At 63.6% G+C, this 19,311-nt stretch carries 16 protein-coding genes; 2 read left to right on the top strand and 14 right to left on the bottom strand.

Features of this window, described 5'->3' with window-relative positions; all coding sequences use genetic code 11:
* Positions 1-3: 3 nt before the first annotated feature.
* The 6 genes from CK221_RS06015 to CK221_RS05990 all read right to left on the bottom strand — a co-directional run bounded on the left by CK221_RS06015 (position 4) and on the right by CK221_RS05990 (position 7,596).
* Positions 4-2,385, bottom strand: a complete 2,382-nt coding sequence (locus tag CK221_RS06015; RefSeq protein WP_095777034.1) for a polysaccharide biosynthesis tyrosine autokinase — start codon at positions 2,383-2,385, stop codon at positions 4-6.
* A gap of 167 nt (positions 2,386-2,552) precedes the next feature.
* The gene (gene galU, locus CK221_RS06010) at positions 2,553-3,449 is read right to left on the bottom strand and encodes a UTP--glucose-1-phosphate uridylyltransferase GalU (protein WP_067003460.1); all 897 of its coding nucleotides are present in this window, start codon (positions 3,447-3,449) and stop codon (positions 2,553-2,555) included.
* Between the two features lie 75 nt (positions 3,450-3,524).
* A complete protein-coding gene (locus tag CK221_RS06005; protein ID WP_095777033.1) occupies positions 3,525-4,475 on the bottom strand; it encodes a glycosyltransferase family 2 protein in 951 nt (316 codons plus the stop codon).
* On the bottom strand, positions 4,465-5,409 hold the full coding sequence (locus CK221_RS06000; protein ID WP_095777032.1) for a glycosyltransferase: 945 nt from the start codon (positions 5,407-5,409) through the stop codon (positions 4,465-4,467). Before CK221_RS06000 ends, CK221_RS06005 begins: the two co-directional genes overlap by 11 nt.
* Positions 5,409-6,398 carry a glycosyltransferase family 2 protein gene (locus CK221_RS05995; RefSeq protein ID WP_095777111.1) on the bottom strand — a complete coding sequence of 330 codons (990 nt, stop codon included), beginning with the start codon at positions 6,396-6,398 and terminating at the stop codon, positions 5,409-5,411. The genes CK221_RS06000 and CK221_RS05995 overlap by 1 nt, the downstream gene beginning before the upstream one ends.
* A 25-nt stretch (positions 6,399-6,423) precedes the next feature.
* Positions 6,424-7,596, bottom strand: coding sequence for a glycosyl transferase family 1 (locus CK221_RS05990; RefSeq protein ID WP_095777031.1), 1,173 nt, complete (start codon positions 7,594-7,596; stop codon positions 6,424-6,426).
* A gap of 195 nt (positions 7,597-7,791) precedes the next feature.
* On the opposite strand from CK221_RS05990, the gene CK221_RS05985 reads away from it, so the two are divergent.
* The gene (locus CK221_RS05985) at positions 7,792-9,288 is read left to right on the top strand and encodes a lipopolysaccharide biosynthesis protein (protein WP_095777110.1); all 1,497 of its coding nucleotides are present in this window, start codon (positions 7,792-7,794) and stop codon (positions 9,286-9,288) included.
* An 81-nt stretch (positions 9,289-9,369) separates the two neighbouring features.
* Positions 9,370-10,392, top strand: a complete 1,023-nt coding sequence (locus CK221_RS05980; protein ID WP_095777030.1) for a phosphoribosyltransferase — start codon at positions 9,370-9,372, stop codon at positions 10,390-10,392.
* Between the two features lie 121 nt (positions 10,393-10,513).
* Here the strand turns inward: CK221_RS05980 and CK221_RS05975 are convergent, their stop codons facing one another.
* The 8 genes from CK221_RS05975 to CK221_RS05940 all read right to left on the bottom strand — a co-directional run bounded on the left by CK221_RS05975 (position 10,514) and on the right by CK221_RS05940 (position 18,889).
* Complete coding sequence (locus tag CK221_RS05975) at positions 10,514-11,593, bottom strand: glycosyltransferase (protein ID WP_095777109.1); 1,080 nt, start codon at positions 11,591-11,593, stop codon at positions 10,514-10,516.
* A 71-nt stretch (positions 11,594-11,664) separates the two neighbouring features.
* Positions 11,665-12,108, bottom strand: coding sequence for a hypothetical protein (locus CK221_RS05970; protein WP_095777108.1), 444 nt, complete (start codon positions 12,106-12,108; stop codon positions 11,665-11,667).
* An 11-nt stretch (positions 12,109-12,119) separates the two neighbouring features.
* Positions 12,120-13,565, bottom strand: coding sequence for a GMC family oxidoreductase (locus tag CK221_RS05965; protein WP_095777029.1), 1,446 nt, complete (start codon positions 13,563-13,565; stop codon positions 12,120-12,122).
* Positions 13,566-13,672: 107 nt separating this feature from the next.
* Positions 13,673-15,004 carry a UDP-glucose/GDP-mannose dehydrogenase family protein gene (locus CK221_RS05960; protein WP_095777028.1) on the bottom strand — a complete coding sequence of 444 codons (1,332 nt, stop codon included), beginning with the start codon at positions 15,002-15,004 and terminating at the stop codon, positions 13,673-13,675.
* Positions 15,005-15,138: 134 nt separating this feature from the next.
* Positions 15,139-16,011: a glycoside hydrolase family 16 protein gene (locus CK221_RS05955; RefSeq protein WP_095777027.1), complete on the bottom strand. Its 873-nt coding sequence runs from the start codon at positions 16,009-16,011 to the stop codon at positions 15,139-15,141.
* A 130-nt stretch (positions 16,012-16,141) separates the two neighbouring features.
* On the bottom strand, positions 16,142-16,534 hold the full coding sequence (locus CK221_RS05950) for a hypothetical protein (protein WP_067003728.1): 393 nt from the start codon (positions 16,532-16,534) through the stop codon (positions 16,142-16,144).
* Between the two features lie 127 nt (positions 16,535-16,661).
* A complete protein-coding gene (locus CK221_RS05945) occupies positions 16,662-17,675 on the bottom strand; it encodes a glycosyltransferase (RefSeq protein WP_095777026.1) in 1,014 nt (337 codons plus the stop codon).
* 56 nt (positions 17,676-17,731) lie between these two features.
* Positions 17,732-18,889: a nucleotidyltransferase family protein gene (locus CK221_RS05940; protein ID WP_095777025.1), complete on the bottom strand. Its 1,158-nt coding sequence runs from the start codon at positions 18,887-18,889 to the stop codon at positions 17,732-17,734.
* Positions 18,890-19,311: the final 422 nt, after the last annotated feature.

Raw genomic sequence — 19,311 nt, 5'->3', positions numbered from 1 at the left:
GCTTTAGGCGGCCTGCTTGGCGCGCGATTCCGACTTCTCGAGGTAGTAACTCGAATAGCGGTCGAAGAACTTTTCCGAACCGCCGAGAGAGCCGTATTTCGCCAGCTTCTTCAGCTCGACCTTGTTGAGCACCGCGCCGGTGATCTTTTCGGCGATGTAGGGTTCCGACTCCAGCATCGAGCGCACCATGGCGCGTGGCGTGCGTCCCCACTCGGTGACGAGCACGAAGCCGTCGACCAACGGCGCGAAGGCCTTGGCGTCGACCACCGGGCCGAGCGGCGGCAGGTCGACGATGATGTATTCGAACGTCTCCTTGGCGTTCTCGATGAAACGCCGCATGCCGGCGGAGCCGAGAAGCTCGCTGGTGTGCGAGAACTGGCCGCGCACCACGGCCGGGATGATCGCCAGCTTGGTCTGGCGGTCGACCTTGCCGACCGACTGCCAGGTCTGTCCATTGACCACCGCTTCCATCAGCCCGTGCTCCGACTCCATGCCGAGGCTGCGGCTGAGGCCCGGATTGCGCAGGTCGCCATCGATCAGCAAAGTCTTGGCGCCGTTGGCGGCGAGCAGACCGGCGAGGTTCGCCGCAACCGTCGACTTGCCTTCTCCGGGCAGGACGGAGATGACGCCGATCACCCGACTGCCCTTGTCTTCCATCACCACGTCGAAAGCGATCTTGGCATTGCGGAGCGTCTCGGCGAACATCGAGGCCGGCGCATCGAGGCTCACCCGCATGCGCGCCCGTTTCTCGGCGGCCGACAGGCTGGTGACCTTGCCGTCGGCCGGCAAGTCGTCCGGTTTCGACTCCTTGGCCTTGCCGCCGCCGATCGTCGGCAGATAGCCGAGGAATTTCAGGCCGACACGGTCGCGAATGTCCTCGCCTGTCCGGAAGAAGCGCTCGTTGAATTCGTTCAGGCCTCCGCAGCCGGCGCCGAGCATGAGGCCAAGCACCAGCGAGAGCGCCAGCACGCGCAAGGTGCGCGGAGCCGAGGCGGTGAGAGGCATCGACGCGTCGGAGATGATGCGGACCTTGCCGACCGGGAATGACTGCTGCTGCGACGCTTCCTCGTAACGGCTAAGGAAAGTCTGATAGAGCGTGGTCAGCGCCTGCGCCTGCTGATCGAGTTCCTTCAGCCTGACCTGCGACTGGTTGTCGATCGAGCTCTTGCCTGCCTGGGTGGCGATCTTCTCCCTAAGCGCGGTCTCGCGCGCCTGCGCCACCTGATAGTCGTTTCGATAGCTTTCGGTGATCTGTTTCAGCTGTCCGAAGATCTGCGCCGAGACGTCGGCCTTCTCCTTGGCCAGCGCAACCGCCTGCGGGTGATCCTTGCCGAAGTTGTTCTCGACGTCCTGCAACCGCTTGGCGATCGCGAGATAGCGGGTTTTCAGCGCGATGATGACCGAGCTGCTCGGCTGATCGGCCGCTATCGCGGAATCGTTGAAGGCGCTTTCGGAGCCGCTGTCGACGATCGCCTTGTACTGCTGGTAGCGGGCGCTGGCGCGGGCTGTATCGGCCTGCGCGACGATGAGCTGGGCGTTCAGGTCGGCGAGTTGCTTGTCGCTGAGCAACTGGCCGTCGCTGTTTGCGGAAAGCCCGTGCTCGGCCCTGAACTTCTCGACTGCCAGCGCAGCTGCCTGCGAGCTTTCGCGCAGTTCGGTCAGCCGGCCTTGCAGCCAAACGGCCGCGCGCTCGGTGGCGTCGAAGCTGGCGTTGAGCTGGTCGGCAAGGTAGGCGTCCGCATAAGCCTTGGTGATGGCCGTGGCCAAAGCCGGATTGGTCGACTGATAGCCGATGCTGATGACATTGCTGCGGCCGTTGCGATCCGCCATCAATCCGGTTTGCAGCACGAGGACCGCGTAGTCATGGGTTGCCGCCTTCATCATGGCTTCGCGCGTTGCGGCATCGACATTCTCGATCCCGGGGATTTGGTTGCCGCCGCCGCTGCGGAAATAGCCGACGATGCCGCGCAAGAATCCGATTCCCTGGGCCAAAGCCGATTGCGGCGGGTTCATGAATTCCTGGTTCTGGTCCAGCTTCAGCTTGTCGACCACCTCCGATGCCAGCCGCGCCGAGTTGAGGATCTCGATCTGGCTGAGGATCGTCGCATCCGTCTGCTGCGTGGCACTGACAGCCGAAATGTCGTCCACGACTTTGTTCAGGCCGTCGTCGATCAGCACGCTCGCAAGGGAGGTGTATTGCTTGGGCGTCGTCTGGAGATAAATCACACCCAGGAACAGACCGATGACGGCGCAGACCGCCACCACCTTGGCCTGCCGGGCGGCCATGCCAAGCAGACGCTCGATGTCGATGAAGTCTTCACCCTTTTCCGGTTCGGTGCTGGGCAATGGCATCCTCTTGTCGAGAGGAAAGTTGGCATAATTCATCGTCGGTCCAATTCCAGGTTGCAGGCGCTACCGGCCTTCGAAGAGTGTCGTCGTTACCAGAAAAGGCCACGCAACATTCGTGCCACGGAGCGCCTGGCCAAGAAGGCCAAGCGCTTGCGCGGCTGTCGCGCCATCGCGATTTCGCATATGCACCCAAAATTTGGGCATTATGCGGCTACTTCCCGGCGCTCGTGCGACCGGACGAATTGCTGCAGCATTTCGAAGACAGGTCCTTTCATGTCGTCGCGCGCCAGAGCAAAGGCGATGGTGGCCTCGATGAAGCCCTCCTTGGAGCCGCAGTCGAACATGCGGCCGTTGAAGGGCTGGGCAAAGAAAGGCTGGCTTTCAGCCAGTCGAACCATCGCGTCGGTGAGTTGGATCTCGTTGCCGGCGCCGCGTTGCTGGGTGCCGAGCAGGGCGAAGATCTCCGGCTGCAGGATATAGCGGCCGTTGATGTAGAAGTTCGACGGCGCGTTGGCAGGGGCCGGCTTCTCGACCATGGCGGTTACTTCGAAGCCCGAGGCCACCTCGGCGCCGCGGCCGACGATGCCGTATTTGCTGGTTTCCGAAGGATCGCAGCGCTCGACGGCGATGACGTTGCCGCCGGTCCGCTGATAGAGGTCGACGGTTTCCGCCAGGCAGCCCGGCGCGCCGAAGGACACCATGTCGGGGAGCAGCAGCGCGAAGGGCTCGTTGCCGATCACGTCGCGTGCGCACCATACGGCATGGCCGAGACCGTGCGGCGACTGCTGGCGGATGAAGGAGGTGGCGCCGGCCACCGGCAGCAAGCTTTCCAGCGATTGGAGCTGCGCCTTCTTGCCGGTCTGCTCGAGCGTCCCGATCAGTTCAGGGTGCAGGTCGAAATAGTCTTCGATGACCGCCTTGTTGCGGCCGGTGACGAAGACGATGTGCTCGATGCCGGCCTCGAAGGCCTCGTCCACGGCATATTGCACGACAGGCTTGTCGACGACGGGCAGCATTTCCTTCGGCATCGACTTGGTCGCCGGCAGGAACCGCGTTCCGAGCCCCGCCACCGGTATGACTGCCTTCCTGACTTTCTGCATCGCTTATTCCTTCTGAGGATATCGCTTTTTTACCTATCGCTGGCTATGAAACCGCATTCCATGCGCCTGCATGCTTCACCTCCCCGTGCCCACGGCAAACTGTGCCGCAACCCTTCTCAGCCGAACCGCGATCGGCATCGACATATGCCGGACCGCGGCCGGATCGCTGAGCGCCGTGCGTATCGCCCTCAGCGGCGCACGCGCCTTGATGTGCTGCACCAATGACAGGAACGAGGCCGCCTTGCGCAGGCTGCGGCCGCGTCTGGCGAAAGCCGCCTTGGCGCCGTCGTCCATGAAATGCGCGGCCGCGAACGCGGCATCGGCTTCGGCCATCGCCTCGACATGATGCAACTCGAGCACGCGCGAGATCGAGCCGGTGCGGATATGGTAGACATAGCCGACGGTCGGCTCGACCACGCAGCGGCCGCCTTTGGCCAGCGCGCTCGCCAGAAGAATGTAGTCTTCGCCGATGCGCAGCTTCTCGTCGTAGCGGAGCTGATTTTCGTCCAGGAAACGGCGCTGGAAGATCGGCTTCAGATAGCCGAGGTTGAAGCGCGACTCGAAAACGATGTTGCCGGCGATATAGTCGGTCAGCGAGATTTCGCCGAGCCCTTCGAGATACCCGGTCGGGAACATGATGTCTTCGGGCGTGCCGTCCTCGCGCACGACCTGGACATTGTCGACCGCGATCTCGGCACCCGCCTTCTCCGCCCGCGCGATCATGGCCGCCAGTCTGCCGGGCAGGACGGCATCGTCGGAATCGAGCACGGCGACCCAGCGGCCGCGGGCCAGATCGAGCCCGGCATTCCTGGCGCCGCCAGGGCCGCGGTTGGCGGGAAGCGCGACCACCCTGACGATGTCCTGAGGATAAGCGCGCGCGACATCGAGCGTGCGGTCGTTCGACCGGTCGTCGACGACGATGACTTCGATCGCGACATCGCGCTGGGCCATCGCGCTGGCGATCGCCCGGTCGAGAGTTGCCTCGGCGTTGTAAGCGGCGATGACGAAGCTGACGTCAGGCTGCACGCTTTTCCCCTTCCTGCGGAGTGATGCCGTACTGGCGGATTTCGCGGACTCCGACCAAACCGCTGACGACGCCGAGATGCATAATGCCGCGCAGCATGCTGCGGTTCCGTCGCACCGGGCTGACTGCGGCCAAAAGCGCCATACCGAAGCAATAGCCCGCCTTCGCCGAGGCGAGACCGATCTGGCAGACGCGGCGCAGGCCGCCGGTGTTGCGCCCGATGAGATGGCCGTGCGTCTGCCCGAAGCGGAAGCGGCGGCGGCGCAGCCAGTCGAAGGCGGCCCTCGAGCTCGGCACCACCTCGTCGACGAAGGCCTGGGAGGCAAAGGCGATGCGCCCGCCGGACTTGACCACTGAATCGAAGAATTCGGTGTCCTCGCCGCCGGTCTGGCCACGCGCCAGGCTGAAGCGCCGGTTGCGCAGGCTTTCCTCGGTCATCCTGAGCAGGACGTTGCAGGTGTAGCCGGTGCGGATCTCGCCGCGCACCCAGACGGGCAAGGTCGAGTGGAAATCGCCTTTGCGCATCCAGTCCGGCGCGTCCTGGCGATATGTCGCGCGGACCGGCCCGAGCACGGCCGTCGCGCCGGTCGCCTCCGCGGTCGCCACGAGTTCGACGAGCCAGCCCGGCGAAGCCGTCTCGTCGTCGTCGATGAAGGCGACGAGGTCCGATACGCTGGCATCGAGGCAGGCGTTGCGAGCGATCGAGATGTTGCGCGCCGGCGCGTGGCGATAGCGGATCGGCAGCTTCAGTTCCTGCGCCAGCGCCTTCACCAGCGGCTGCGCGCTCGGCTCGTCGTCATTGTCGGCAACGACGATGCCGATCTCGAAACCGGCGGGGTTCTCCAGCGCGGCGATGGAGCGCAGCGTGTCGGCAAGCTCCGGCCTGCGGAAAGTGCAGATGCAGATGTCGATGCTGCCGCTCTTCTTCGCAGCCATCACGCCGCCTCACGCGACGGCTGCGGGCCGAAAAGTTGCAGCCAAAAGCCCATGGACCAGCCCAGATGCATGACCATCACCGACACGCCGGCCAACGCGATGGCGGGGTTGCGCTGGCTGATCGCGGTCCGAATGCCGTAACCGAGGCAGACACCCGCCCACACCAGAAACGGCACGGCCGCCAGCACAAAGATCGGAGACAACAGCGCCATCAGGACCACCGGAAACACCAGCAGCGGGATCATTTGCCGCAACTTGGGCATCATGCGATGCTTGAGCACGTTCCTGGCGCGGCCGCGGCCATAGCCGAGATATTGGAAAAACAGGCTCTTCAAGGTAGAGCGCGGATAATAAACCATCTGCGTCTTGCCGCTCATCCAGATGCGGTAGCCGGCCAGACGGAGGCGGTGATCGAGCTCGGCATCCTCGTTATGGCTGAAGCTCTCGTCATAGCCGCCCACCGCGCGGAACGCGGCAATGCGCATCAGCGCATGGTGGCCGTGATCGACCCACTCGCCGGCCGACATGTGGCGGTGCTTGGAGCCGCCGGTGCCGAGCCTGGAATTCTGCGCCGCCGCCACGGCCTTCTGCACCGCGCCCGTGCCGCTGGTCAGCATCGAGACGACGACCGAATCCGCACCCGTGGCTTGCGCTTCCTCGACCAGCCTGTCGCAATAATCGGCCGGATACCCGCCATGGGCATCGATGCGGATGAGATAGTCGGCGTCGTCGCCGAAGGTCGCCACCGCAAGGTTGATCGCCGCGCTCTGGATGCGCTTCGGATTGGCGATCAGGATGACGCGCGGATCCTCCGCAGCGAGTTCTTCGACGATGCCTTGTGTGCCATCGGTGCTGCCGCCGTCGGCCACGACGATGCGCGCGCCGAGCCGCGCCGCGGCCGGCCGCAGCCGCTGGAGCAGCCCGCCGATATGAGCGGCCTCGTTGAGGCACGGGATGACGATCAGGCTCGATGCCGTCGTGCGCGTCATCGGGTTTTGTCCATTCTTAGCCATCCTATGCCAGCGCCTCGGTCGCAAAGCTCCTGCGACCGGCGGTCAGGCCGCGCAGCTTGTCTACGAAAGCCAGGCAATCGCTGCGGTCGTAGCTCCAGGTCCGCGGATTGCGTGCCAGCACCCGCGACTTCAGCTTGCCGTAGTGTTCCTGACCCATTCGGCCGAGCGCGGTGTCGAGTCCTTCGGACGTGGCCTCGGACAGAAGCACACCGATGTCCTGCTGCTTCAGGAACCGGCCGGTTTCGGTGCTCGCCATCGAGATCGGCACGGCGCCGAAGCGGCAGCCTTCGTAGAGCCGGTTGGGAAGCAGCCATTCGGAATTCTGGCCCTGCTCGAAGAAATCGATCGCCCAGGAGAAATGCACCTCGCGGTAGATCGCCGCCATGTCCTCCGGATTGCGGTAGGGACCGCGGAAGGAAAGCCAGGGCTCGGCTTCGACAAAGGCATGAAAATCCGGGAATTCGGAGAGCGCGGGACGCCCCCTGAGCACCACTTCGAAGCGTCCGTCTTGCCGGCGGGTGAACTCGGCCAGGAGTTCCAGCGAGCGCCGGCAGCGCAGCGCGCCGAACCAGCCGATGCGCCAAGGCGGCGCCGCCGGACTGTCGTCCTCGCGGCGATGATCCGCCGGCACAGGCATGGTGTCGAAATATTTGTTCTCGATCAGCTCGACCGGCGCCGCGATTTGCCCGAACGGCTTGAAATAATTGGCGACGAAGGCGGGAGAGCTGGTCACCAGAAGCTTGACGTCGCGGGCCAGATGGCGCTCGGCGCCGCGCAGCGTCTTGCCGATCAGGTCGTTGCGCAACACAAGCCGATGGATGTCGAGGCACTCGTAGACGATCGGCACGCCGGCGCCGAAAGCGCGCCTGGCGCGGCTGGCAAGCGCCAGCATCTCGAGATTGCGCGCGATGATCAGGTCGGGTCGCGCCAGGCCCGCGAATTTGGCTCCGATCGACATGGCGGCCTTGGCAACTGCACCGATGCGCTGGGCGAATCGGCCATCGCGCGTCGGTCCGAGGTCGACGGGCTTGATGCCTTCGATCTCGGCGATCGGATTGGAGGTGCGACGGAAGCCCGCCAGGGTTATCCCGGCGCCGCCTGCCCTGAGCATTTTTATCCTCCGGCGCACCGCCGGGTCGGATATGTCATGCACAAGGTACAAGACATGCAGCATGAAACTCGACCGCTTTTGGGCCCGCCACCCAAGAGGGGATGCTAGTACAGCTTTTGCTGCATCGCAACATTTTTGGTGCAGCGTAGCAATCGGCGCACATTTTTTGTTGCGCTGCAAAAACCTCTTGCGGTAGTTTGTGCATGGCGGCGGGCGCCGGTCGCGATGATGACTGGCGCAAAATCAGGAATCCAGAATTTGGAAACCAGTGCATTCGATCCGCCCGAGGGCTCCCTGCGCAGATCGGTCGGGCGCGGCGCCGTCGTCACCGCGATGGCGCAGGGCGTGCGGGTCGCCACCCAAATCGTGTCGGTCATCGTGTTGTCGCGGCTTTTGTCGCCGCAGGATTTCGGCGTCGTGGCGATGTGCGCGCCGGTGCTCGCCTTCATCGCGCTGTTCCAGGATTTCGGCCTGACCCAGGCGACGATCCAGAAAACCGGGATCCGGCACGAGGAGGTCAACTACCTCTTCTGGATCAACACGGCGGTGAGCGTGATCCTGGCCTGCGTGCTTGCCGCGGCGGCTCCCCTGGTGGCCGCCTTCTACGGCGAGCCGCGCGTCACGGGGCTGGTTGCCGCCTTCGGCCTGCAGATCATGGCCTATGGTCTCGGCGCCCAGCATCTGGCGCTGCTGACGCGCCGCATGGAATTCAGCCGGCTCGCCGTCATCGACGTCGCCAGCGCCGTTACGGGCCTTGTGGTCTCGATCGCCTGGACCTTCATCGACCGCTCCTATTGGGCGCTTTTTGCCGGCACGCTGACCGGCGCCGTGTTGCCGACGCTTTGCTACTGGGTGTCATCGCGCTGGCGTCCGGGGCTGCCGCGCAAGGTCGAAGGCATCAGCCAGCTGATCAATTTCGGCGCCGGCATCACCGGCTTCAACTTCGCCAATTTCTTCGCCCGCAATCTCGACAATGTGCTGATCGGCAAATATTGGGGCGAGGCGCAGCTCGGCCTCTACGACCGCGCCTACAAGCTGCTGCTTTTCCCGCTCAGCCAGATCACCAACCCGCTGTCGAAGGTGATGGTGCCGGCACTTTCGCGGCTGAAGGACGAGCCGGACCGTTATCGCAGCGCCTATCTGCGCGTCATGCCGCTGATCCTCCTGGTGGCGTTGCCGGGCGTGGCCTTCGCCACCGCCATGTCGGATACGCTCATTCCTTTCGTGCTCGGCCCGCAATGGCGGGAGAGCGCCAACATTTTCCTCGCGCTGGGCTTCGCCGGCCTGCTGCAGCCGCTCAACAATCCGGCCGGATGGCTGTTCGTCAGCCAGGGCCGTTCGGGCGATTTCATGCGCTGGGGCATCATCACCGCCGTCACCTCGGTGCTGGCCTTCGCCATCGGCCTCCCTTATGGCGCGCTCGGCGTCGCGGTCGCCTATGCGGTCAGCGAATATTTGCGGACGCCTTTCCTGTGGCTCTATGTCGGCAAGGCCGGGCCGCTGCGGGCGAGCCATGTGCTGCACGCAGCCGCCCCCTTCGTGCTCGGCGCGCATCTGGCGCTGGCCCTGGTCTGGGTCGCCAAGCCGATGCTGCCGGCGCAGCCCATCATCGCTCTCGCAGGCGGCGCGGTGCTGTCCTATGTCGTCACCATCATCGTCGCGCTCGCCTTCGGCGCCGGCCGCGAGGCGCTTCGGGAGGCGCTGCGGCTGATCCCGGCGCGCGGGTTTTCCCCCGCGCCCAGCGAGGCGAAATGACCTTGCCGGCGCAAACCGCCAGGCATTCCGGCCGCGGCCGGGCAGCCCAAAACTGCTGATTCTTGAGGGTTAGGCAACAGCATGAATTACCGATCGATCTCAGACATGAACGACGCGATCGCGCGGAACCTGCACCGGCTGCCGCGCGACATCGACCTGGTGGTCGGCGTGCCGCGAAGCGGGATCCTCGCCGCGACGCTGGTCAGCCTGACGGCGAATATCCCGATGACCGATCTCGACAGCTTTCTCGCCGGCAAGATCTACACCTCGGGGGTCACCAAGCGGCGCGCGGCGCTCGATCGGCAGCATTCCGAAATGCGCAAGATCCTGGTGATCGACGACAGCGTCAGCGGCGGCAACGCCATGCGCGACGCGCGCAGCAAAATCGCGGCTGCCGGCATCCCGGGCCATTTCGTCTACGCGGCCGTGTTCGGCCTGATTTCGCAGCACAAGGAAACCGACATCGTCTTCGAGGTCGTGCCGCATCCCAGGATGTTCCAGTGGAACTTCATGCACCACGTCTTCCTCGAGCAATGCTGCGTCGACATAGACGGCGTGCTTTGCCTCGATCCGACGGCGGACGAGAATGACGACGGCCCGGCCTACGAGAAATTCCTCACCGAGGCGCGGCCGCTTCTCGGGCCGACGCGCAAGATCGGCTGGCTGGTGACCAGCCGGCTGGAAAAGTACCGCAAGCTGACTGAAGCCTGGCTGGCCAAGCACGAGATCAAATATGACCATCTCGTCATGCTCGACCTGCCGAGCAAGGCCGAGCGGCAGCGACTTGGCGCGCATGGCAGCTTCAAGGCCGAGTTCTATCGCAAGTCGGACGCCATCCTGTTCATCGAGAGCGAGCACGAGCAGGCGCTCAAGATCGCCAAGCTATCGGGCAAGCCGGTGCTGTGCGTCGAAACCAACATCGTGAGCTTTCCCGACGCGTTTTCCTTGCCGGCGCTGGAGCAGGCGGCCCGCAACCTGCCGGCACGGCTCAGGCAGATCAATTCGCCCGAAGGGCGCAAGAAGGTCATCAAGACCGCCGCGCGCGCCCTGCTTGGCGAACGCGTCTATGAACTGCTGAAGCGCCGGGTCAAAAGACCAGCGTAAGCAAAACCTTACGCGGATTTAAGGTGCCTCGCGCCGAATCGAATTCAGTCGACGCTCGTTTGAGTCGTTGTTTCGATGTCTGTCGCGCCCAGAACCGCTGCAGATTTCTGGGCGAAATGCATTAAGCAGCGCGCCGGGCGCGCTGCCGGGCAGCCCTGTCCAGCAAGGCGAAGAAGGTGGCGAACTGGCGCTCGGGATCGAGTTCCGGGCGCTGCGAGAACGTGAGCGCGGCTTCCGAGACCCGCTGATACTCCTCGCGATCATTCCACAGCCGCCTGAGCGCCGTGACCCAGTCCTCGAGCGGCGCGTCATAGTCCAACACGACGCCGCCCGAGCCGATCGCTTCGGGCAGGCCGCCGCGCCGCGAGCCGACGACGGGAATGCCGCTGCAATGGGCCTCCGAGGCAACGCGACCCCACGCCTCTTCCCATTTGCTCGGCGCCAGCAGGATCCTGGTGCGGCCGTAGAGAGTTTTCATGTCGTCGGTGCGGTTTTCGAGCTTGATATTGGAGAACGGCGCGATCGTTTCCGCGATGCGGGCGCGGTGATCGTCATCCAGCTTCCAGCTCTCGACGAACAGGAAAGGGATCTCCCGGCAGGCGGCCGCGATCCGCACCGCCAGCTCGAAACCCTTTTCCTCGTAGGGATTGATAAAGGTGACGTACTCGCCCGTCGTCGGCGTGCTGTAGGAGGCCGGATTGATCGTCGGCGGGATCACCGTGGAATCGATGCCGAACTCGCGCTTGTAGGTGCGCGCCGTGAACTCGGAATTGGCGATGTAAGACGCCGAGTTCAGCTCGCGCAGATCGCCCCCGAGTTCATGGAATTCAACATTCCTGAGATAGACCACCAGCGGCACGCCCTCGGCCTCCAGCGCCTTGCCGAGCGGAACCGATTTGTGACACTGCACCACCGCTACGTCCGGCTGCAGCTTCTTTACGGCAAAGGCGACCGCTTCCCAGGGGAACCAGGCGCGCACCACCGGATAGCCGGGGAAATTGTCGACGACGGCGCGCTGACCGAGGAGCTTCATCTTGGCGCGCGCCTTGTATCCGAACATGCCCTGCCCGAACAAAGCCGCAAGCACCGATGCCTCATGACCGTGTTCGATCAACTGTTCCGCCAGATGATGGGTGCTCGACTGGACGCCGCCGCTGAATTGCGGCGGATAGCCGTTTCCGCCTGCGAAGAGAACTTTCATGGTTCGGCTCCTTGTCACATTTTTCTTGGCCAGTTTTCCTGGCTTGCCGGCAAACATGCCGGCGGGCAGTGTCAGGCAGTCTGCTGCTCGAGATTGGCGAACGGATTGGTGCATGGATGCCAGCCGGTGAAGCGGATCGGATCATGGGGCGAGCTGCGCCAGGCATAATCGGTCAGCATGTGGAACTCGGCGATGACCCAGCGCTCGAAATTGCCGACATCCTGCTGCTTGCGCCTGGGCAGCAATTCGCGCGCCCTGTCGAGCCTCACGGTCTCCAAAAGCGTCACCGCGTCCGCCAGCTTTTCGCTCGGGAATATCCACGGGTTGCGGTTGCGGAATTCGAGCACGAATTGCTGCAGGTGCTCGATGCGCATGTTGAGCGGGCCGAAGTATTTCTCGAGCGTGATGCGGACCAGATCCTCATCCGAGAAGGACGATACGGCCGCAGCGGCGATGCCGGTCGAAGCAATGCCGCCGGCAACAACGGCCAATGCGGTGCGTCGCGTGATCTTCATCGGACCCTCCTTCATGCCAGCCGGCTCGCCGCCCGCAGCGAAAGCGCGGCGGCGGTCAGGCTTGGGTTGGCGCAGGAACAGCTCGGATAGGTGCTGGTGCCGACGACGACGAGGTTCCGGAGCTGGTGGTGGATCATGTCGCGGTCGACCACCGAGTCGGCCGGGCCGGTGCCCATCCGCAAGGTGCCCTGCACATGCGATTCGGTCGGCCTTATGCCGCGATCGAATATCTGCTCGACCGGAAGCGGCTTGAGCAGCTCCGGCAGCCTCTCGAGCGCCTTGGCCATGCCCTTGGTTGCATAGTCGGAGGCACCCTTGAAGCTGACGAAGGCGTTCTCGTTCTTGTCGAGGATCACCCGGTTTTCCGGGTCGAGCAGGTTTTCGGTGACGATGACCAGCGGCAGCGCCTGCCGCAGCCGCCCCTTCTCGGCTCGCATGCCGTGCTGCCAGCGGTTCTCGAAATAGACCAGCGCCGCCGCGTGCTCGGCGCGATGCGGGCCGTCATAGAGGCCGAAATTCAGGCCCGTGGTGATGGTGCTGCCGTCGAAATTGTCGACGCCGTCGAGATAGACCTCGTAGTTCCAGCCATAGGATTCGTGCAGGCCGAGCCCGACGAATTCGCCGCCGAGCCCCGAGCGCAGCATGATTGCAGGGCTCTGGATGGCGTTGGCGCCAAGGATGACGAGATCGCCGCTGACCGAATACTCCTTGCCGTCGCGCACGAAGGCAACCGAACGCACCGAGCCGGCTGAATGGTCGAGCCGCCGCACTTCGGCGCCCAGGCAGACCGATACATCCGCATGCTGGAAGACGTGCATCAAACCATTGTTGGCGGTGAACTTGGCGTCGGCCGGGCACAGCCAGCATCTGAGGTTGGCGCAGCATGAGTTGCGCTGCGCCGTCGCGACGCGGGCGCGGGCGGTCGGCATGACGAAATGCTGCTCCGGCTGCGCCGCCTTCATCATGCGGTCCGGCGTCGACATGCGGTGCGGCGGCTGCGGAAACGGCCGCGAACGCGGCAGCATCCGGGCCATGTCGGGGTCGCCGGAGATCGACATGACCTCCTCGGCGTCGCAGTAGAACGGCTCCAGCTCGTCATAGCTGATCGGCCAGTCGTTGCCGACGCCGTATGTGCTCTTCAGCCTGAAGTCGTTGGGATGGAAACGCGGCGTTTGCGCGAACCAGCAGTTGGTGCCACCGCCGAGGCCGATCGTGTAGTTCCACGGCTTGTCGGCATTGTCGGTCTTATAAGTGCTCTCGTCGTCTATGTCGGTGTTGGCGTTCTGGTCAAGCTGCCATTCATGCGTGTTGTGGCGGCCCCATTCCAGCACCAAGACCCGGGCTTTGCGCCGCTTCAGGAACTCATGCAGGAAAAAGGCTGAACCGAACCCGGAACCGATGACGACGAGGTCGAAATGCTCGTTGGCGATTTGTTCGGGCTGAACGTCCATCACCATCAGATCGAATCTCCCGAAACGCGCACGATCATTATCGACCCTCCATCATTGTCGGTCCCACTGTCGTTCGCCGGAGCCATGCGGCGGGAAGCTGGCGGCGGACACTGTCATGCCGCCATCCTGCCGATCGAGTGGTATTCGATGCCGTAGCGGGCGATGACCTTCGGGTCGTAGAGGTTGCGGCCGTCGAAGATGACCGGTGTCGACAGCGCGTCCTTGAGCGCGTCGAAGGAGGGAGCCCTGAAGCTCTTCCATTCGGTACAGATGAGAAGCGCGTCGGCGCCGCGCAGGGCCGCTTCCTTGGTCCCGCACAAGAGAAGGTCCTCGCGCTGGCCGTAGATGGCCTGGCACTCCTGCATGGCCTCCGGATCGTAAGCCTGCACCTTGGCGCCGGCGGCCCAAAGCGCCTCCATCAGCGTGCGCGACGGAGCCTCGCGCATGTCGTCGGTGTTCGGCTTGAAGGCCAGGCCCCACAGCGCAAATGTCTTGCCCTTGAGGGCGCCCTGGAAATAGCGGTTGACCTTGTCGAACAGCACCGATTTCTGCGCGTTGTTGCGCTCTTCGACGGCGCGCAGCAGCTTGGCGTCGAACTTGACGCCCTCGGCGGTCTTGATCAGCGCGCGTACATCCTTGGGAAAGCAGGAGCCGCCATAGCCCAGGCCGGGATAGATGAAATGGTAGCCGATGCGCGGATCGCTGCCGATGCCCTTGCGCACCTCCTCTATGTCGGCGCCCAATTGCTCGGCGAGGTTCGCCATCTCGTTCATGAAGCTGATCTTGGTCGCCAGCATGCAGTTGGCCGCATACTTTGTGAACTCGGCGCTGCGGACATCCATCACGATCATCTTCTCGTGGTTGCGGTTGAACGGCGCGTATAGCTCGCGCATCACCGCCTCGGTGTCCTCGCTCGACGTGCCGACGATGATGCGGTCCGGCTTCATGCAGTCGGCGACCGCCGAGCCTTCCTTGAGGAATTCCGGATTCGAAGCGACGTCGAAGGTCAGGTCCTCGCGGCCGCGCGCCTTCAGCGTCTGGGCGACCCTTTCCTTGATCTTCTCGCAGGTGCCGACCGGCACGGTGGACTTGCCGACGACAATCTTGGGCGCGTCCATCTCGCGGCCGATGGCCTCGGCGACGGCAAGCACGTATTTCAGGTCGGCCGAGCCATCCTCGCCAGGGGGCGTGCCGACCGCGATCATCTGGATCTGGCCATGCTTGACCGCCGCGGCCGCGTCGGTGGTGAAGCGGATGCGGCCGGCGGCGTGGTTCTCCTTGACGAGAGCTTCCAGTCCTGGCTCGAAAATCGGGATGAAACCCTGGTTGAGCCGCTCCACCTTCGCTTCGTCGATGTCGACGCACACCACCTCGTGCCCGACTTCCGCAAGCACCGCGGCCTGGACGAGACCGACATAGCCAATTCCAAACACCGTCAAATTCATTTGGTTCTATTCCTGTTTAAGGCCGGGCCGCAAAGACGGCCCGGCCAGTTAAGATGTCCCCCAGGCCCTGTATGAGGCCTAGATATTCGGCATGATCCGCATCCCAAAACCAGTTCCTACTTTGGGGGACATGCCTAGTTGCTGTTGGTTATGGTGCATGCCAGCGACTCCGGGAACTGGCACGGCTGGCCGAGCGCTGTGAAAGCGATGCGCTTGACCTGCATGGTCACCTTGCGGCCGGGATCGGCAAAGGCGCCCATCCAGTTGGTCAGCTTGTCGCTGCCCCACAAGCTGAAGAATATTTTTTGCGGATTGGTCGGCAATTCGTCCGGGTTGGTCACCTCGTTGACCAGCTTGCCGTTGACATACCAGCGCAGCCGGTCCTTCTCCCAGACGAAGCCATAGTCGTTGAACCCCTTATCGGCGCCGCCTTCGACGTCGACCAGCTTGCCGTTCTTCGGCTTGCCTTGGATGTAGCTGTTCACCTGGACTTTGGTCGGATCCTTGGTGAGGACCTCGAAGTCGATCTCGTCCCAGGGCTTTTTGTCCTGCGGTCCGATATAGGTGAAAAAGGCGGCATTGAGGCCGGATCCGGTATCGGTCTTCATCCGCGCCTCATAGACGCCGTAGCCATAGCGCTGCTTGGTCTGGACCTCGGCGCAGGCGAAGTCGCGATCCTTCAGCTTGCGCTTTTCGAAGCTCAGCGACAGCACGCCGTCCGAAAGCCGGACAAGGTCCTTCGACCATGTGCAGTTCTGATGATTGCCGTTGCTCCAGCCGTCGGAGACGAACCAGCGCGAACGGTCGAAACTCGAAAAATTGTCGACGAAGGACGGCGCGCTCTGCATCTCCTCGGCATGCGCCTTATGGGGCGGTGCCACAATAGCGGCCGCGGCCGCAAGCAATGCGCCGGCGAGCCGGAGCTTAAGCGTCTTCGACCTGTTCGAATTCGCGCGCGGCATGCTGCAAGCAGCCGCGGTGGAGGTGTCGTTCGGATATGCGTTCATGACAAACTTACCTTTGTGCTGTCCGCCCCAACCCAAAGTCATTCCTGGCCCGCCTCCAGAGAGCCGCTTCTGATCCTCCGCCTCTTACTCCTCTAATGTTTTGCAGCTATGACCGCGCCTGGACGTGCTGTCAGCCTCTGCCCGCAGACCTTGCCTGTGCGCCCTGCGAACCGGGTTGCCCGACACTTTCGTCGACAATCGCGTCGAGCGAATGACGCAGTTCCTTCATCAGACCTTTCTGGCGCGTGAGTTCGGCGATGCGCCGCTCGTAATTCAGGATCGCGCCGGTCATCGTGTTGACATCCGACGACTTGTCTGTCGACGCTGAGCCGTTCTCCATTGCCTCGACCAGGAAAGCGGCGTTGGTCGCCGTCGACCGATAGCGGTTCTCCAGCCCGGTCTTTTCCGCTTCGATCTCGGCAGAGATCTGGTCGAACAGCTTCGCCAGACGGTCGAGCCGCTGGAGATCGGTCTGCCGGTCACGAGCCGGATCCCTGGATCTGAAGCCAAAAATCGAAGCCATTCGATCGGCCTTTCGAAATTGCTGCACCGCAGCATAGCTTGCCATTCTCGGGGCAAGTAGGCAACCTCGTAGTTTCGGAAAGCGGATTTTTTTGGGAACGGCGCCCGCGCTGACCGCTTTTGTCGGATCATTCCGTTGCGGCACTTGTTGCCGGCAACAGGAAGCGCATCGGCGGCACCTGCTTTGCAGCAATGCCGGCGCGGCGGAGCAAGGCGTCCAGCTTGTCGGCCGCCACGCCGCGAACGATCGGGATCAGATTGGACTGGCTGGCCAAGGCATAGGCGGCGGCCGATGCCAGGCCGCGCTCCGCCTTCACGTCAAGGAAATTCCGCAGCCGGTATTTGTCGCGCACATGGCGCTCGTGGCGCCGCAACGCGGCCTTCGAGCCCTCCGGCAGGTTGCCCAGCGCCAGCAAGGCCAGGTCGGCATCGGCAAGCCGCTTCAGGTCCTGCGTCCTGTGGCGGCCGCTCAGCGAGTCGGCGCGAACGATCGCGCCATAGCCGCAGGACTTGATGATCTTGAAACGCGCGCCGCAGGCGACCGCGCGCGCATAGAGCTCGTAGTCCTCGCCGAGCCGCAGCTTTTCATCGTAGCTCAGCCCGTGACGATCGAGGAACGCCCGGCTGATCACCGGCTTGAGGAAGCCCAGTTCGCCGCGCAGCACGCGGCGGCGAGAAATGTTGCCTTCGATGAAACGCTCGAAGTCGAGGAATTGCGGTTCTGGCGCGAAGGACGGAGCTGCGACCTTGGTGGGGTCGGTCGCGGCATCGTCCCTGATCAGCATGATGTTGTCCGCCGCGAAATCCCAGTCGGCGTTGGCAAACAGCCGGCGGAAACGCCCTTCGAGGAAGAAATCGTCGGCGTCGAGGATGCTGATGAAAGGCGAAACGGAAGCCTTGATCGCGGCGTTGCGCGCAAAGGACGGACCATGGTTGACGTCGAGACGCATCACCTTGAGCCGACCGCTGCCATCATCGGCGGCGCGCGCCACGTTCTGTGTGTCGTCGGTGGAGGCGTCGTCGACCACGACGACTTCCGCCACCTCCGGCTCGCGCAGAGCCGAAGCGATGGCGACCGGTATGGTCCGCGCCGCGTTGCGGGCGGCGATGATGACGCAGACCCTTGGGGTCGTCACGGCCATGATTCACCTTTCGATTGCATGAGTGACCGCCCACCTATGAATGCAAAACCGAATCTTCATGCGTTGCCCCGCACCGGCGCGGCCGCGGCCGGCCGCTCGAAGATCCGCCGGCTGAGATCGGCGGAAGCCGCCCAGCCGGCCTCCGCCAGATAGCGCACCGGCTCGCGACCGCAGAGCTCCCACAGCACCGTTCGCCGCTGCGGCCAGCGCAACGAGGACAGCCAGGGCGCGATCACCATGTGGAAGAGGTCGGCATTCTCGATGCGCGCCAGGATCCGGGTGGCGCGCTCCGAAAGCAGCGTGGCGGTACCGCCAAGCAGAACGTCGGCCGCGCGCAAACCAAGCAGCAGCGTGTCGGCAAGGCCCTGCTCCGCAGCATGGTCGAGCAGTTTCTGCTGCTCGGCTTCGTTCAGCCTGCGGGCGGCGGCTCTGACGTCGCAGACATAGCCGGCGCAGGGCTCGCGGTTGAAGAAGGCTTTGGCGACGCTGATGCAGGACAAGAGCAACGTGTCGGACGCCGAGATCAGGGGCATGGAGGCGCCCGCAACCTTGACCTCGCGCTTGCGGCGCAGGAAGCCGTCGATGTCGCGCGGGCTCGGCGAGCCCGGCTGCTGCAGCCGATAATGGAGATCGACCGTTGCGGCCCGCACGCCATCGTCGCGGACCATGTGCTGCTCGCCGAGGAAACGCACCCACCAGACCGACCGGGACTTGCCGGCGACCTCGTAGCCGGCCGAGCGAAGGGCTTCGCGGGCGGCAGCGAAGCCGGACGGGCAAACCAGAATATCGACGTCGCCGGACGGCTTCATGAAATGGTCGCCGTAGAGCAATTGCTGCTGGAGCGGTCCCTTCAGGAAGACGAAGTCGATCTGCCTGTCCTGCAACACCTGATGGATGGCGATCGAATCGCCGATGCAGGCGGCATTCATCGACATGGTACGCCGGCGATAGCCATCGAGCCATGCGAGCAATTCGGGAGGCGTCGCGCCGGTGGCCCCATGCGAGAGAGCCTTGAGCATAAAGACGGCGACCTTGTTCAACCTCGCAATGTCGGTAATGTCGGCCACGCAGATTGCCGGAGCCGGCATACCGCCATGGTCGACCGCGCGCGCTGTCGGATTGAAGAACAGCCGCAGACAGGCCTGCACATAGGCGACTTCGTCGGCACTGCCGGTCGCACGCAGCCTGTCGTAAGAAGCGTCCTGCACGGTCATGCCCGTTGTCGTCTCTCCGCAAAACCGCCCGCGGGGCCTTATACCGCAACTGCGAAGAAAAGCATCGCCAAAAAATCAGGAGCCCCATCCAGGCCCATCCCAAGCCGCCTCGCGCCTGCAACCTGAGCGTTCATATTCGCTCATGGCCGATCACTTTTGAAGACAAATCCGGTGGCGGCGAGGCGAGCTGGCAATTGCTATTCCTGGAGTGTTTTCTCCGCAAGTTCCTACATAGCCACTTAAGCTCTCGAACTTACCTCAATCAAATCATATGCTTACTTAGACGGCAAAAAGGCTATGTTGAACGTTCGAGTGCTGTTCGCCCGAGATGCAAAAGCCGGCGACGTCATCACCGACGCAGGCATGCGCAACCAAGAATTGATTACTACCTGGTAAATCAGGCTTGACTCATAAATGTTGCC

The organism is Mesorhizobium sp. WSM3868, assembly GCF_002294785.1.
In the GTDB taxonomy this organism is placed as follows: domain Bacteria; phylum Pseudomonadota; class Alphaproteobacteria; order Rhizobiales; family Rhizobiaceae; genus Mesorhizobium.
The sequence above is the reverse complement of the archived record's forward strand: the minus strand, read 5'-3'. Positions and strand labels throughout refer to the sequence as shown.